The 15689-nt window shown below is 72.7% G+C and carries 13 protein-coding genes; 8 read left to right on the plus strand and 5 right to left on the minus strand.

Features of this window, described 5'->3' with window-relative positions; translation table 11 throughout:
- The first annotated feature begins 83 nt into the window (after positions 1 to 83).
- The 6 genes from ACIBHY_RS08305 to ACIBHY_RS08330 are packed head-to-tail and all read left to right on the plus strand — an operon-like array spanning position 84 to position 8145.
- Positions 84 to 2135, plus strand: a complete 2052-nt coding sequence (locus ACIBHY_RS08305) for a molybdopterin oxidoreductase family protein (RefSeq protein WP_397306304.1) — start codon at positions 84 to 86, stop codon at positions 2133 to 2135.
- Positions 2132 to 3538 carry an FAD-dependent oxidoreductase gene (locus tag ACIBHY_RS08310; RefSeq protein ID WP_397306305.1) on the plus strand — a complete coding sequence of 469 codons (1407 nt, stop codon included), beginning with the start codon at positions 2132 to 2134 and terminating at the stop codon, positions 3536 to 3538. The genes ACIBHY_RS08305 and ACIBHY_RS08310 overlap by 4 nt, the downstream gene beginning before the upstream one ends.
- Positions 3535 to 5973: a nitrite reductase large subunit NirB gene (gene nirB, locus ACIBHY_RS08315; protein ID WP_397306306.1), complete on the plus strand. Its 2439-nt coding sequence runs from the start codon at positions 3535 to 3537 to the stop codon at positions 5971 to 5973. Before ACIBHY_RS08310 ends, nirB begins: the two co-directional genes overlap by 4 nt.
- Positions 5970 to 6308 carry a nitrite reductase small subunit NirD gene (gene nirD / locus ACIBHY_RS08320; protein WP_397250056.1) on the plus strand — a complete coding sequence of 113 codons (339 nt, stop codon included), beginning with the start codon at positions 5970 to 5972 and terminating at the stop codon, positions 6306 to 6308. The genes nirB and nirD overlap by 4 nt, the downstream gene beginning before the upstream one ends.
- Positions 6305 to 7441: a uroporphyrinogen-III synthase gene (locus ACIBHY_RS08325; RefSeq protein WP_397250054.1), complete on the plus strand. Its 1137-nt coding sequence runs from the start codon at positions 6305 to 6307 to the stop codon at positions 7439 to 7441. Before nirD ends, ACIBHY_RS08325 begins: the two co-directional genes overlap by 4 nt.
- On the plus strand, positions 7438 to 8145 hold the full coding sequence (locus ACIBHY_RS08330; RefSeq protein WP_397306307.1) for a sirohydrochlorin chelatase: 708 nt from the start codon (positions 7438 to 7440) through the stop codon (positions 8143 to 8145). Before ACIBHY_RS08325 ends, ACIBHY_RS08330 begins: the two co-directional genes overlap by 4 nt.
- On the opposite strand, the gene ACIBHY_RS08335 is transcribed toward ACIBHY_RS08330, so the two are convergent.
- The 5 genes from ACIBHY_RS08335 to ACIBHY_RS08355 form a co-directional block, all read right to left on the minus strand.
- Positions 8076 to 8273, minus strand: a complete 198-nt coding sequence (locus ACIBHY_RS08335; protein ID WP_397108184.1) for a DUF6186 family protein — start codon at positions 8271 to 8273, stop codon at positions 8076 to 8078. The two genes, ACIBHY_RS08330 and ACIBHY_RS08335, sit on opposite strands and share 70 nt — an antisense overlap.
- Positions 8270 to 8692, minus strand: a complete 423-nt coding sequence (locus tag ACIBHY_RS08340; protein ID WP_397250048.1) for a hypothetical protein — start codon at positions 8690 to 8692, stop codon at positions 8270 to 8272. The genes ACIBHY_RS08335 and ACIBHY_RS08340 overlap by 4 nt, the downstream gene beginning before the upstream one ends.
- A 93-nt stretch (positions 8693 to 8785) precedes the next feature.
- Positions 8786 to 9271 carry a hypothetical protein gene (locus tag ACIBHY_RS08345; protein WP_379622212.1) on the minus strand — a complete coding sequence of 162 codons (486 nt, stop codon included), beginning with the start codon at positions 9269 to 9271 and terminating at the stop codon, positions 8786 to 8788.
- Positions 9272 to 9524: 253 nt separating this feature from the next.
- Complete coding sequence (locus tag ACIBHY_RS08350; protein WP_184968192.1) at positions 9525 to 10379, minus strand: PAC2 family protein; 855 nt, start codon at positions 10377 to 10379, stop codon at positions 9525 to 9527.
- Positions 10380 to 10483: 104 nt separating this feature from the next.
- Entirely contained in the window at positions 10484 to 10939 is a 456-nt protein-coding gene (locus tag ACIBHY_RS08355; protein ID WP_397306308.1) for a universal stress protein, read from the minus strand.
- 79 nt (positions 10940 to 11018) lie between these two features.
- On the opposite strand from ACIBHY_RS08355, the gene metH reads away from it, so the two are divergent.
- Together metH and ACIBHY_RS08365 are read left to right on the plus strand one after the other, a co-directional pair.
- Entirely contained in the window at positions 11019 to 14483 is a 3465-nt protein-coding gene (gene metH / locus ACIBHY_RS08360; protein WP_397250042.1) for a methionine synthase, read from the plus strand.
- Positions 14484 to 15000: 517 nt separating this feature from the next.
- Entirely contained in the window at positions 15001 to 15669 is a 669-nt protein-coding gene (locus tag ACIBHY_RS08365) for an HAD family hydrolase (protein ID WP_397250040.1), read from the plus strand.
- Positions 15670 to 15689: the final 20 nt, after the last annotated feature.

Genomic DNA, 15689 nt, shown 5'->3' on the forward strand with positions numbered 1-15689 from the left:
TCACACGCGCGGTGAGCCGCTGTTAGCACAGCAGTAACAGAAGGGACCCAGGGGTGAAACCACCCGAAAGCACGATCGGACCCGTGACCTCACCCCCCGACGGCGCGTCCGTGAAGACGCACTGCCCGTACTGCGCGCTGCAGTGCGGCATGACCGTCACCGCGCGCGGCGGCGAGGTCGCGATCGCCCCCAGGACCGACATCCCGGCCAACGGGCACGGAGGCGGGGCGCTGTGCCAGAAGGGCTGGACCGCCGGCGACCTGCTCCGGCCGGGCGCCCGGCTCACCACCCCCCTCCTGTACGGCGAGCCCGCCACCTGGGAGAAGACCCTGGACCACGTGGCGAGGCGCCTGGCCGGGATCCGCGCGGAGCACGGCCCCGACGGCGTGGCGGTCTTCGGCGGCGGCGGGCTCACCAACGAGAGCGCCTACCACCTGGGCAAGCTGGCCCGCGTGGCCCTCGGCACCAGCCAGATCGACTACAACGGCCGCTTCTGCATGTCCTCGGCGGCGGCCGCGGCCACCAGGGCGTTCGGGCTGGACCGGGGTCTGCCGTTTCCGCTGACCGACCTGGCCGGGGCCGACGTCGTCCTGCTGGCCGGGGCGAACGTCGCCGAGACCATGCCGCCGCTCGTGCGCCACCTGGGCGGGCCGCGGCTGATCGTGGTCGACCCGCGGCTGACGCCCACCGCCAAGCTGGCGGCGCTGCACCTGCAGCCGGCGCCGGGCACCGATCTGGCGCTGGCGCTCGGGCTGCTGCACCTGCTGATCGCCGAGGGCGGGATGGACGCGGCGTACGTGGCGGCGCGGACCTCGGGGTTCGCGGCGGTGCGGACGTCGGTGGCCTCCTGGTGGCCGGAGCGGGTGGAGCGGATCACCGGGGTGCCGGTGGCTCGGATGCGCTCTGCCGTACACATGCTGAAAAATGCGGATAACGCGTACATTCTCACCGGGCGCGGCGCCGAGCAGCACGCCAAGGGGACCGACACCGTCTCCGCCTTCGTCAACCTGGCCCTCGCGCTCGGCCTGCCCGGCACCCCCGGCAGCGGCTACGGCTGCCTGACCGGCCAGGGCAACGGGCAGGGCGGCCGCGAGCACGGGCAGAAGGCCGACCAGCTGCCCGGCTACCGCAGGATCGACGATCCGGCGGCGCGCGCCCACGTGGCGGCGGTCTGGGGGATCGAGCCGGCGGCGCTGCCCGGACCCGGCCGTTCCGCCCAGGAGCTCCTGGACGCGCTCGGCACCCCGGAAGGGCCCAGGGCGCTGCTGCTGTTCGGCTCCAACCCGGTCGTGTCCGCGCCGCGCTCCGGCACGCTCGCCGACCGGCTGCGCCGCCTCGACCTGCTGGTCGTCGCCGACGTGGTGCTGTCGGAGACGGCCGCGCTGGCCGACGTCGTCCTGCCCGCCGCCCAATGGGCGGAACAGGACGGCACCATGACCAACCTCGAAGGCCGCGTGCTGCTGCGGCGGCGCGCGTTCCCGCCGCCCGGCGAGGTCAGGACCGACCTGGAGATCATCCAGGGCATCGCGGCCGGGCTCGGCCACACCTGGACGGCCAGCCCGCCCGCCGTCTTCGACGAGCTGCGCCGCGCCAGCGCGGGCGGCCTCGCCGACTACGCCGGCATCACCTACGACCGGATCGCCGCCGAGACCGGCGTGTTCTGGCCCTGCCCCGCCGAGGATCACCCCGGCACGCCCCGCCCCTTCCTCGACCGCTTCGCCACCCCCGACGGGCGCGCCCGCTTCACCCCGGTCGAACACCGCCCGCCCGCCGAGGAACCCGACGACGACTACCCGGTGCACCTGACCACCGGCCGGGTCCTGGCCCAGTACCAGAGCGGCGCCCAGACCCGCCGCGTCGCCGCCCTGGTCGAGGCGGCCCCCGAACCGTTCGTCGAACTCCACCCCGACCTCGCCGCGCAGCTCGGCATCGGCGCCGGCGACCTGGTCCGCGTGCGCAGCCGCCGCGGCAGCGCCGAGGTCGTCGCCAGGATCACCCCCGCGATCAGGCGCGACACCGTGTTCATGCCGTTCCACTGGGAGGGCGTCAACCGCCTCACCAACCCCGCGCTCGACCCGGCCTCGCGGATGCCGGAGTTCAAGGTGTGCGCCGTGAGACTGGAGAAGGTGGCATGAGACTCGTCGTCATCGGCAACGGCATGGCCGGCTCGCGCCTGGTCAGCGAGGTACGGGCGCGCGACCCGCGGGCCAGGGTCACCGTCTTCGGCGCCGAGCCGTGGCAGCCCTACAACCGGGTGCTGCTGTCCAACGTCCTGGCCGGGAGCTCGGGGCCCGACCAGGTACGCCTGCTGGACGCCGCCTGGTACGCCGAGCACGGCGTCCAGGCGGTCCTCGGCGCCGAGGTCGTCCAGATCGACCGCGACACCCAGGCGGTCATCACCCGGGACGGGCGGCGCGAGCCGTACGACGTGCTGGTCCTGGCCACCGGCAGCGAGGCGGTCGTGCCGCCGATCCCGGGGGTGGCGCGGGCGGTGCCGTTCCGCACGCTCGGGGACTGCGAGCGCATCGTGGCCGCGGCCGCGCACGCCCGGCGCGCCGTCGTCGTGGGCGGCGGCCTGCTCGGCGTGGAGGCGGCGCGCGGCCTGGCCGGGCGCGGCCTGCCCGTCACGCTCCTGCACCTGGCGGGACACCTCATGGAACGCCAGCTCGACGCCGAAGCCGGGCTCATGCTCGGCGAGACGCTGGGCGAGCTCGGCGTCGAGATCCGCACCGGCGTCACCGTCTCCGCCATCACCGGCTCCGGCGTCCATCTGGGCGCCGGAGCCGCACAGGAGGTGGTGGAGGCCGACCTCGTGGTGCTCGCCTGCGGCGTGCGTCCGCTCACCGGACTCGCCGCGCAGGCCGGTCTGGAGGTACGGCGGGCCGTCGTCGTGGACGACGAGCTGCGCACCGACGACCCGTCGATCTTCGCCGTCGGCGAGTGCGCCGAGCACGACGGCACCGTCTACGGGCTGGTCGCCCCCGCCTGGGAGCAGGCCGCGGTCGCCGCCGACGTCATCACCGGCGGCAAGGCGCGCTACCGGGGCTCGCGCCTGGTCACCCGCCTCAAGGCGCGCAGCGTGGAACTGGCCGCCATGGGCGAGACGCACCTGGAGGAGGATCAGGCCGAGGTGGTCAGGTTCAGCCATCGCGCCCGCGGCACGTACCGCAAGCTCGTCATCCGCGACGGCCGGCTGGTCGGCGCGATCCTGCTGGGGGAGAGCGACGCGGTCGGCACCCTCACCCAGCTGTACGACCGCGGCGGCCCGCTGCCCGGCGACCGCGCGGGCCTGTTGTTCCCCGGCCTGCAGGGCTCCGGGACGGTGGCCGACAGCCCCGTCCGGATGCCGGACGCCGCCAAGGTCTGCCATTGCAACAACGTCACGAAGGGCCAGATCCGCGCCTGCTGGGAGGCGGGCGCCCGCGACCTGGCCGCGGTCAGCGCGGCCACCAGGGCCACGACCGGCTGCGGCACCTGCCGTGACGCGGTCGAGGGCATCGTGGACTGGCTGTGCGAGCAGGAAGGGGTGAACGCATGAGCAGGCTCGTGGTCGTCGGCTACGGCCCCGCCGCCCAGCGGCTGCTGGAGTCGCTGGCCGAGCGCGGATACGACGGGCGGGTCACGGTGCTGGGGGAGGAGCCGCTGCCCGCCTACGACCGGGTGGCGCTGACCTCCTACCTGAAGGGCACGAGCGCCGCCGACCTCACCTACACCCCGCCCGCCGGCGTCGTCACCCGGCTGAACTCCCGCGTCACCGCCGTCGACCGCGCGGCCCGCGCCGTGACCACCGCCGACGGCCACGTCGAGCCCTACGACGTCCTGGTGCTGGCCACCGGCTCGGCCCCGTTCGTGCCCCCGGTGCCGGGCGCCGGCGACGCCCTGGTCTACCGCACCATCGCCGACCTGGACGCCATCCGCGCCGCCGCCGGAAACGCACTGGCGGCCGGTCGGAACGGCGGGGTCGTGGTGGGCGGCGGGCTGCTGGGCCTGGAGGCCGCCGACGCGCTCCAAGGGCTCGGGCTGCGCACCCACATCGTCGAACTGGCCCCCTGGCTGATGCCGCGCCAGGTGGACGAGGGCGGCGGCGCCGTGCTGAAGAGCCACATCGAGGCGCTCGGCATCGGCGTGCGTCCCGGCGTGTCGCTGGAGCGGATCGAACCCGGCCGCGTGCTGCTGAGCGGCGGCGAGGAACTGCCGGCCGGCGTCGTGGTGATCTCCGCCGGCGTACGGCCACGCGACGAGCTGGCCAGAGCCTGCGGGCTGGAGGTCGGCGAACGGGGCGGCATCGTCGTCGACGACGGCATGCGCACCTCCGATCCCGCCGTCTACGCCGTGGGGGAGTGCGCCCTGGCCGGCGGGCAGGTGTACGGGCTGGTCGGGCCGTGCAACACCATGGCCGAGGTGGCCGCCGGCCGGATCACCGGGGGCCGCTCGGTCTTCGGCGGCGCCGACCTGTCGACCAGGCTGAAGCTGCTCGGTGTCGAGGTGGCGCAGTTCGGGGCGATGGAGGGGGCGCTGGACGTCACCTACATGGACCCGGTCGCCGGGGTCTACAAGCGGCTGTTCGTCTCCGACGACGCCTCGACGCTGCTGGGCGGCATCTGCGTGGGGGACGCCGCGCCGTACTCCGCGCTGCGGCCCTTCGTCGGAAAGGCGCTGCCCGCCGCACCGTCGGACCTGCTGTTCAGCGGCGGCGGCCTCGCCCTCGACCTGCCCGACGACGCGCAGGTGTGCTCGTGCAACAACGTCAGCGCCGGACGGGTGCGCGCGGCGATCGGGGACGGCGCCCGCGACGTGCCCGCGCTCAAGGAGTGCACCCGCGCGGGCGGTTCGTGCGGCTCGTGCCTGCCCACGCTGAAGCGGCTGCTGGAGAAGTCCGGCGTCGAGCTGCCCAAGGCATTGTGCGAGCACTTCGCCCACAGCCGCGCCGAACTGTACGACATCGTGCGGGTACGCGGCATCACCACGTTCTCCGAGCTCATCGCCGCGCACGGCACCGGCAGGGGCTGCGACGTGTGCAAGCCGACCGTCGCCTCGATCCTGGCCTCCCTGCACAGCGGGCACGTGCTGGAGGGCGAGCGCGCGGCCCTGCAGGACACCAACGACCACTTCCTGGCCAACATCCAGAAGAACGGCACCTACTCCGTCGTCCCGCGGGTGCCCGGCGGCGAGATCACGCCCGACAAGCTCATCGTCATCGGCGAGGTGGCCCGCGACTTCGGCCTCTACACCAAGATCACCGGCGGGCAGCGGATCGACCTGTTCGGCGCCCGGGTGGAGCAGCTGCCGGGCATCTGGCGGCGGCTGGTGGACGCCGGGTTTGAGTCCGGCCACGCCTACGGCAAGGCGCTGCGGACGGTGAAGTCCTGCGTGGGCTCGGCCTGGTGCCGGTACGGCGTACAGGACTCCGTCGGCCTGGCCATCGCGCTCGAACTGCGCTACCGGGGCCTGCGCGCCCCGCACAAGCTGAAGTCGGCCGTGTCCGGCTGCGCCCGCGAATGCGCCGAGGCCCGATCCAAGGACTTCGGCGTCATCGCCACCGAAAGCGGCTGGAACCTCTACGTCGGCGGCAACGGCGGCTTCACCCCACGCCACGCCGACCTGCTGGCCGCCGACCTGAGCACCGCCGAGCTGGTGCGGACCATCGACCGTTTCCTGATGTTCTACATCAGCACCGCCGACCGGCTCCAGCGCACCGCCGCCTGGCTCGAAGCGCTGGAGGGCGGCCTCGGCTACCTGCGCGAGGTCGTCGTCGAGGACTCGCTGGGCATCTGCGCCGACCTGGACGCGCGGATGGCGCGGCACGTGGCCGGATACCAGGACGAGTGGCGGGCCACGCTGGAGGACCCCGGCAAGCTCGCCCGCTTCGTCAGCTTCGTCAACGCCCCCGGCACGCCCGACCCGTCCATCTCCTTCGAGACGGTGCGCGAGCAGATCCAGCCCGTTCTGATCCCCTTGGAGGTCGTGCGATGACCACGCTGCTACACGGTGTGTGGACCACAGTCTGCCGCTACACCGACCTGCTGCCGGAGCGCGGCGTCTGCGCGCTGGTGAACGGCCGCCAGATCGCCGTGTTCCGCGACTTCGGCGGCCGGGTGTACGCCGTCGGCAACCGGGACCCGTTCAGCGGCGCCTACATCCTGTCCCGCGGCATCGTCGGCACCAAGGGCGGCGAGCCCACGGTGGCCTCGCCCATGCACAAACAGGTGTTCTCGCTGGTCAGCGGTGAATGCCTGGACGGAGGCGCGGAGGCGATCCCTGTCCACCAGGTCCGGCTGGCGGGCGAGTACGTCGAGGTACGGGCATGACCGGCCGGGCCGTGCCGGAGACGGCGCCCGACTCGCTGGCCGGGTTCACCGTGGGCGTGACCGCCACCCGGCGGCGCGAGGAGTTCGGCGCGCTGCTGCAACGGCGCGGCGCCCGCGTGGTCAGCGCGCCCGCCATCCGCCTGGTCCCCCTGGAACAGGACGGCGACCTCCTGGAGGCCACGCGCCTGGCCCTCGCCGCGCCCATCGACGACGTCGTGATCACCACCGGGGTGGGCTTTCGCGGCTGGATGGCCGCGGCCGAGGGGTGGGGGCTCTCCGGCGAGCTGGCCGAACGCCTCACCCGGGCCCGCCTGCTCACCCGCGGGCCCAAAGCCAGGGGAGCGGTGCGCGCCGCCGGGCTCGGCGACCACTGGACCCCGGCCACCGAGTCCTGCGACGAGGTCAAGGAGTACCTGCTGGCGCAGGATCTGGGCGGGCGGCGCATCGCCGTGCAACTGCACGGCGAGCCTCTGGCCGGATTCGTGGCCGACCTGCGGCGCGCGGGCGCCGAGGTGATCGAGGTGCCCGTCTACCGCTGGCTGCCCTATCGCGACACCTCGCCGCTGCGCCGCCTGGTCAACCAGGCCGTCACCGGCGCCGTGGACGCGGTCGCCTTCACCAGCGCCCCCGCCGTCCTCGCGATGCTCCGCGAGGCCCGCGCCCGAGGCCAGGAGGAGGCGCTGCTGGGAGCGTTCTCCGGCGGCGTCGTCGCGGCCTGCGTGGGGCCGGTCACCGCGCACCCGCTGGTCGAGCGCGGCGTGCCCACCCTGCAGCCGGAGCGCTCCCGCCTCGGCGCGCTGGCACGGGCGCTGGCCAGGCATCTGCCCGAGTTCGGCGTCGCGCGCGTCACCGCGGGCGGGCACCGGCTGGAGATCCGCGGCCACGCCGTCGTCGTGGACGGCGAACTGCGGCCCCTGCCGCCCGCGCCCATGGCCGTGCTCAAGCGCCTGGCCGACAAGCCGGGACACGTCGTCGCCCGCGCGGAGCTGCGCCTGGTCCTGCCCGGCAGCCCCGCCCGCGAGTCGGCCGAACACGCCGTCGAGATGGCCGTCACCCGCCTGCGCCGCGCCCTGGGCCCGCCCGGGATCGTGGAGACGGTCGTCAAGCGCGGCTACCGCCTGGCCGTCCGGTGACGCTGGTCCTGGCCGCGCACGGAACCCGCGACGCCCGCGGCGAGGCCGTCCTGCGCGACCTGGCCGAAGCGGTCCGCGCCCGCCGCCCGGGCCACCGCGTGCACCTCGCCCACCTGGAGATCAGCCGCCCTCTGCTGTCCAGCGCGCTCCCCGGCCTGCCCGGCCCGGTGACGATCGTCCCGCTCCTGCTGGCCGGCGGCTACCACGCCCACGTCGACCTGCCCGAGATCGTCTCGCGCACCCGTCCGGACGCGCGCCTGGCCCGCCCGCTGGGTCCCCATCCGCTGCTGTCGCGGGCCCTGGCCCGCCGCCTCACCGAGGCCGGGCTGCGCCCGGACGACGCGGTGGTGCTCGCCGGCGCCGGCTCCTCCGACCCCGCGGCCCTGGCCGACGTGCGCGCGCAGGCCCGCCTGCTGTCGGTACGGCTGGGCCGCCCGGTCACCGCCGCCTTCGCCGCGTCGGGCACCCCCGCCCTGCCCCGGGAGTGGGGCCGCAGGACGGCGCTCGCCTCCTACCTGCTCGCCCCCGGCTTCTTCCACACCCGCTTCCAGCACTCCGGCGCCGCCCTGGTCAGCGCGCCCATCGGCGCCGACCCCAGCCTGGCCGCGCTGATCTGGCGGCGGTTCGACGACGTTCAGCGGGCCAGGAAGTGCCAGCCCACCCACCACCACGACAGGATGACCAGCACCCGGCCCGCGGGATGACGCATCACCCAGGCGAAGCAGTCGCCCGCCGTCGGCGTCGTGGACCCCGGCAGCCGCGCGACCACCTCCAGCACCAGCATGGCCACCGCCGCCGCCACATAGCCGAAGACCGTGATCTCCCACGTCATCGCCGCACCAGCCCCCATCCGACCACCAGCCACGCCACCCAGAACAGGCCCCGCCAGTCCGGCGACAGCAGCACGGGATCCAGCAGGTCGCTGACCGTCGGCTGCCCGGGATCGTCACCCGCCAGCAGCGCCCACACCTCCCACACGCCGAACGCCGCGAACAGCGCCACCCACACCTGCCAGCCCGGCGCGGCCGGCCGCCGCGGCGCCTCCCGGCGCGGCAGCCCCGGCCACAACGCCGTCACCAGGGCGACCACTCCGACCACGCCCACGACCGCGTACGTGAGCCCGCCGAACGACGGCAACCGCCCGCCGCCGGCCCAGGCGGCCACCAGCACCGCCCCGCCGAGCATCCAGCCCAGCGGGCGGCGCCGGTGCGCCCGCAGCTCGGGTTCACCCGTTTCCCTATGGCTCTCCATGGCTCTCCTCCGGGGCTCGCGGACAACGAAGAGGGTACGGCGACGCTCCGCCGTACCCTCAAAGCGATTTATGACTATTTACCCGGATTCAAGTTACCCGGATTCCAGCCGAAGCTCGCGAACGATCTCCTCAGCGCTCACGTCCCGCGTGGGCCCGGAATAGGCCCCGAAGAACATCTCGTTGTAGGCGTGCCTGAAGCATCCCGCCAGCAGGAGGCGGGCGCTGGCATCGGGATCCGCCGCGGCGGTCACCCGGCCGATCCGCTGCTCGGCCCCGAGGTAGGCGGCCAGCGGCGCGATCTCGGCCAGCGGCCCGAGGCCGTTGTCGCGGATCGCCTCACGGAAGCGGACCGTCACGCTGGGCGAGGTGAAGGCGGGCAGCGCCGCCGACTGGATCTCGGCGTAGTAGTCGATCCCGGCCCGTGCGATGGGCAGCAGGTTGTCGTTGACGCGGCCCTTGCCGACCAGGTGCGAGAGGTCGTGCAGGATGCGCAGCCACAGGGGCAGGCGATCCTGGAGCAGGGCGAGGAAGTGGTCCACGGGCCCGCCGGTGCGGTCCTCGCGGAGCGAGACGGCCATCTCGAGTACGCGCCGCCTGGTGTCCTGACTTCTTTGGTGCGGATCTAGGTGGGGAGTCGCCATGGTTGGCCTAACGTGCGCAGTCACATGGGTAGGTTCGACGTGGCACCCGGCGATTTCGCCGTTGTTATGGAGCCGTGTTTCTCCTGGTTATGCAATTGTTGCCGGCTGGTGTTCCAACTGTGTACAAATGGCGCGGGTCACTGATTATTACCTGAAACCCGGGAGAAATATGGCAACAATGACCTGAGAATCAGCTGTCAGTATCGCGGTCGCGGCGCCGCAGATACCGCTCGAACTCCGCCGCGATGGCATCGCCACTGGCCTCGGGCAGCTCCGCGGCGTCCTTGCGCTCCTCCAGCTCCTTGACGTACTCGGCCACCTCGCTGTCCTGCGAGGCCAGCTCGTCCACGCCGTGCTCCCACGCGCGCGCCTCCTCGTCGAGCTCGCCGAGCGGCATGGAGATCTCCAGCACGTCCTCCAGGCGGCGCAGCAGCGCCAGCGTCGCCTTCGGGTTGGGCGGCTGGGCGACGTAGTGGGGCACCGAGGCCCACAGGGAGATCGCGCTCAGCCCGCCCAGCGCGAAGGCGTGCTGCAGCACCCCCACGATGCCCGTCGGGCCCTCGTAGCGGCTGAGCTCCAGGTTGAGCGAACGCGCCAGCCCCTCGTCGGAGGCGGTGCCCAGGATCGGCACGGGGCGGGTGTGCGGCGAGTCGTTGAGCAGGGCGCCCAGCATGACCGTCGTCTCGATGCCCAGCTCGCGGCAGACCTCGATGATCTCCTCGCAGAACGACTTCCAGCGCATGTTCGGCTCGATGCCGCGCAGCAGCACCACGTCGCGCTCGGACCCCGGCGGCCTGGCCAGCGAGAACCGCGTCGTCGGCCAGACGATGCGACGCTCGGCCCCGTCGGTCAGCTCCACCACCGGCCTGGTCACCTGGAAGTCGTAATAGTCTTCGGGATCGAGCTCGGTCAGCGGCTCCGCCTTCCAGGCGCTCTCCAGGTGGCTGATGACACCGCTGGAGGCCTCGCCCGCGTCGTTCCACCCCTCGAACGCGGCGATCAGCACCGGGTCGACGAGCTCGGGGAACCTTTCGAGCTCGATCACGTGTCGCCTCCTCCTTCGGCTGGCATTCGACTAAGCCTATGCGCTGAGGGGGGTCTCGCGTCACTGATCTCGTTGCGCCACGGGCGTACTGCCTGGTACGGGCGTCACCGCCCCGACGTGGTGCGCACGATGAGCACGTCGCACCCGGCCCGGTGCGAGACGCCGGAGGGCACCGATCCCAGTAGCCGCCCGGCCAGCGAGTTCAGCCCCCTGTTGCCCACCACGAGCAGTTCGGCCCGGTGCTCGTGGGCCAGCCTGACCAGCACGTCCACGGCCTCGCCCGCCTCGGCGGCCAGCACGACCTCCCCGGCCCCCGCGGCCACCGCGCTCTCGCGCGCCGCCCGCAGCGTGTCCTCGGCCGGCGTCGACCCGCTCACCTTGTACGCCAGCTCGCCCAGCCGGTCGGCGGCCGGGGCCCGCTCGCTCTCGCGCATCGGCAGGTAGGCGCAGGCCACCACCAGCCGGGCGCTGGTCGCCGCGGCCAGTTCTGCGGCGGCCGTGACGGCGCGCAGAGAGGAGGCCGAACCGTCGGTCCCGACGAGAATGGTCTGATAACGCACAGCGCCTCCTATTGGACGCTTTATTGAATATCTTCCCCGGCACCATAGCGCCTCGATCGCAGCCGATAAGCTGGGGCCCATGAGCGACTCCCCATCCTTCCGCGAAGTACTGTCCCAGCGCGTAATGGTCGCCGACGGGGCCATGGGGACGATGCTGCAGGCAGCCGATCCCACCCTCGAGGACTTCCTGGACCTCGAAGGGTGCAACGAGGTCCTCAACGTCACCCGGCCCGACATCGTGCAGAGCGTGCACGACGCCTACTTCGAGGTGGGCGTCGACTGCGTGGAGACCAACACCTTCGGCGCGAACCTCGCGGCGCTGGGCGAGTACGACATCCCCGAGCGTGTCTTCGAGTACTCGGAGGCCGGGGCGCGCATCGCGCGCGAGCGCGCCGACCACTGGTCCACGCCCGACCACCCGCGCTTCGTCCTCGGCTCCATGGGGCCGGGCACCAAGCTGCCGACGCTGGGGCACCTGCCGTACGAGAAGCTGCGCGACGCCTACATGGACAACGCGGCCGGTCTGATCTCCGGCGGCGCCGACGCGCTCATCATCGAGACCTGCCAGGACCTCCTCCAGGTCAAGGCGGCCGTCATCGGCGCCAAGCGAGCCGTGGCCGACTCCGGGCGCGACGTGCCGGTCATCGCCCAGGTCACCATCGAGACCAACGGCGCCATGCTGCTCGGCTCCGAGATCGGCGCGGCGCTCACCGCGATCGAACCCCTCGGCGTCGACGTCATCGGCCTCAACTGCGCCACCGGGCCGGCCGAGATGAGCGAGCACCTGCGCTACCTCGCCCGCCACTCGCGTACCAGGCTGTCGTGCATGCCCAACGCGGGCCTGCCCGTGCTCACCTCCGACGGCGCCTACTACCCGCTCAGCGCGGAAGAGCTGTCCGACGCGCACGAGACGTTCACCCGCGACTACGGCCTGTCCCTGGTCGGCGGCTGCTGCGGCACCACCCCCGAGCACCTGCGCCAGGTCGTCGACCGCGTGCGCGGGCGCGAGGTGGTCAACCGCCGCCCCCACCCCGAGCCCGGCGCCTCCTCGCTCTACCAGACGGTCCCCTTCCGCCAGGACACCAGCTACCTGGCCATCGGCGAGCGCTGCAACACCAACGGCTCCAAGGCCTTCCGCGAGGCCATGCTCGAAGGCCGCTGGGACGACTGCGTCGAGACCGCTCGCGACCAGGCCCGCGGCGGCGCCCACATGCTCGACCTGTGCGTCGACTACGTCGGCCGCGACGGCGTGGCCGACATGAAGGAACTGGCCTTCCGCTTCGCCACCGCCTCCACGCTGCCGATCATGCTCGACTCCACCGAGCCCGAGGTCCTGCGGGCCGGCCTGGAGATGCTGGGCGGGCGCGCCGCCGTCAACTCCGTCAACTACGAGGACGGCGACGGCCCCGACTCCCGCTTCCAGAAGATCATGCGGCTGGTCAGCGAGCACGGCTCCGCCGTCGTCGCCCTGACCATCGACGAGGAGGGCCAGGCCCGCACCGCCGACTGGAAGGTGCGCGTCGCCAGCCGCCTCATCGACGACCTGACCGGCAACTGGGGCATGCGCGTCGAGGACATCATCGTCGACTGCCTGACCTTCCCCATCGCCACCGGCCAGGAGGAGACCCGCCGCGACGGCGTCGAGACCATCGAGGCCATCCGCGAGCTCAAGCGGCGCTACCCGGGCGTGCAGACGACGCTGGGCCTGTCGAACATCTCCTTCGGCCTCAACCCGGCCGCCCGCATCGTGCTCAACTCGGTCTTCCTCAACGAGTGCGTCAACGCCGGCCTCGACTCGGCCATCGTGCACGCCTCCAAGATCCTGCCGATGGCCCGCATCCCCGACGAGCAGCGCCAGGTCGCCCTCGACATGGTCTACGACCGCCGCCGCGAGGGCTACGACCCGCTGCAGCGCTACATGGACCTGTTCGAAGGCGTCGACGCCGCCGCGATGCGCCAGAGCAAGTCGGCCGAGCTCGCCGCCATGCCGCTGGGGGAGCGGCTCAAGCACCGCATCATCGACGGCGAGAAGAAGGGCCTGGAGGCCGACCTCGACGAGGCCCTCGGCCAGCGCCCCGCCCTGGAGATCATCAACGACACGCTGCTCGACGGGATGAAGACCGTCGGCGAGCTGTTCGGCTCCGGGCAGATGCAGCTGCCGTTCGTGCTGCAGTCGGCGGAGGTCATGAAGACCGCCGTCGCCCACCTCGAACCCCACATGGAGAAGGTCGAGGGCGAGACCAAGGGCCGCATCGTGCTGGCCACCGTCAAGGGCGACGTCCACGACATCGGCAAGAACCTCGTCGACATCATCCTGTCCAACAACGGCTACGAGGTCGTCAACCTCGGCATCAAGCAGCCGGTCAGCGCCATCCTGGAGGCCGCCGACGAGCAGAAGGCCGACGTCATCGGCATGTCCGGCCTGCTGGTCAAGTCGACCGTCATCATGAAGGAGAACCTCGAGGAGATGAACTCCCGCGGCATCTCCGAGCGCTACCCGGTGCTGCTCGGCGGCGCCGCCCTCACCCGCGCCTACGTCGAGCAGGACCTCGCCGAGCTCTTCCAGGGCGAGGTCCGCTACGCCCGTGACGCCTTCGAGGGCCTGCGCCTCATGGACTCCTTCATGGCCGTCAAGCGCGGCGTGGCGGGCGCGACGCTGCCGCCGCTGCGCGAGCGCCGCGTCAAGTCCGGCGCCACCCTGGTCCGCACACCCGTGGAGGCGCTGCCCGCCCGCTCCGACGTGGCCGCCGACAACCCGCTGCCGCGCTCGCCGTTCACCGGCGACCGCATCGTCAAGGGCATCTCGCTCGCCGAGTACTCCGCCTTCCTGGACGAGCGCGCGCTCTTCCTCGGCCAGTGGGGACTCAAGCCCACCCGCGGCGGCGACGGACCCGGCTACGAGGAGCTCGTCGAGACCGAGGGCCGCCCGAGGCTGCGCATGTGGCTCGACCGCATGCAGACCGAGGGCCTGCTGGAGGCGGCGGTCGTCTACGGCTACTTCCCGTGCGTCAGCGACGGCGACTCGCTCATCATCCTCGACGACGCCGGAAACGAGCGCACCCGCTTCACCTTCCCGCGCCAGCGCCGCGACCGGCACCTGTGCCTGTCGGACTTCTTCCGCTCCAAGGACTCGGGCGAGGTCGACATGGTCGGCTTCCAGGTGGCCACGATGGGCGGCAAGATCTCCGAGGCCACCGCCGAACTGTTCGCCAAGGACGCCTACCGCGACTACCTCGAACTCCACGGCCTGTCCGTCCAGCTCACCGAGGCGCTCGCCGAGTACTGGCACGCCCGCGTCCGCTCCGAGTGGGGCATCGGGGGCGAGGAGTCGCTGGACGACATGCTCAAGGTCAACATCCAGGGCTGCCGCTACTCCTTCGGCTACCCCGCCTGCCCCAACCTCGAGGACCAGGTCCAGCTCTTCCAGCTGCTGGACCCGGAGCGCATCGGGGTGACCCTGTCGGAGGAGTTCCAGCTCCACCCCGAACAGGCCACCAGCGCCCTCGTCGCCCACCACCCGGAGGCGAAGTACTTCAACGTGTAGGCGCTCCAGGCCGCCGTGCGCCGGTTCGGGCGGGCCGCCTCGCGGTTCGTCCGGCCTGTTCTCCGTTACGGCAAGCCGGGCAGGCCACCGCCCGCCGTCGCGGGCGGGCCGCTCGGTCCGTGCGCCCGGCAGCCGGACACACGCCCCACCGCGACAAGGCACGCCCGGCCACCCACCGTGGCCACCGGCCTGCCCGGCGCTCCGGCTCGGTCGTCTCGGTGAACAGGCGCGCGCCGTTACCCGCCGGCGAGCTCCCGCCCGGCCCGGGTCTTCGGGTCCGGGTCGCACGCGATCTGGACGCGGAGGGTTCTGGCGGGGGGCTGGGAGGGTGCGGGGTTGGGCTATGGGGCCCGCTGGGAAGGTGCTACCTGGGGAGATAGGTGGTGCCAAGGCTGTTGGGGCGCTTCGTGGGACCCGGTCGACGGAGAATTTTCGGCGGCTGGGAATGTGGAGGCTCGGGGCGGCTGTTGAACTCTGCCCCTGGGCAGGGGTGACAACCGGACGGAACGGGGGATGGATGGACGCGGCGTTCTTCGACATGGACGGGCTTCTGGTCGACACCGAGAAGGTGTGGCTGCTGGTGGAGACCGACTGCATGGCCAGGCTCGGCGGCGAATGGAACCACGAGCACCAGACCCACCTCGTCGGCGGCTCCATGGAGCGCACCGTCGCCTACATGCTGGACGTGTCCGGCTCCTCGGTGCCCCCGCAGACCCTGCGCACCTGGATGATCGACGGCATGGTGGCCCGCCTCGCGGGCGGCGTCGACGTCATGCCCGGCGCCCTGGAACTGGTGGAGGCCCTGCGCGCCGAAGGCGTGCCGGTGGGGCTGGTCACCTCGTCGCTCAAGGAGATCGCCGAAGCCATCCTGGCCTTCGTGGGCCGTGACCGCTTCGACGTCATCATCACCGCCGACGACGTCGAACGCACCAAGCCCGACCCCGAGCCCTACCTGACCGCCGCGGGCCTGCTGGACGTCTCCCCGGCCCGCAGCGTGGTCCTGGAGGACTCCCCGAACGGCGTGGCGGCGGGAACGGCCGCGGGCTGCGCGGTGGTGGCGGTCCCCAGCCTCCTCCCCATAGAACCCGCCCCAGGCCGCCTGGTCGTGTCCTCCCTGTCACAGGTGACCACGGCCCACCTGCGCGACCTGGTCACGACCCACACCCCGGCACCCCGCCCCGTCTAACTCCACCGGACCCACCGGCA

It is taken from the genome of Nonomuraea sp. NPDC050547, assembly GCF_044457345.1.
Taxonomy (GTDB): domain Bacteria; phylum Actinomycetota; class Actinomycetes; order Streptosporangiales; family Streptosporangiaceae; genus Nonomuraea.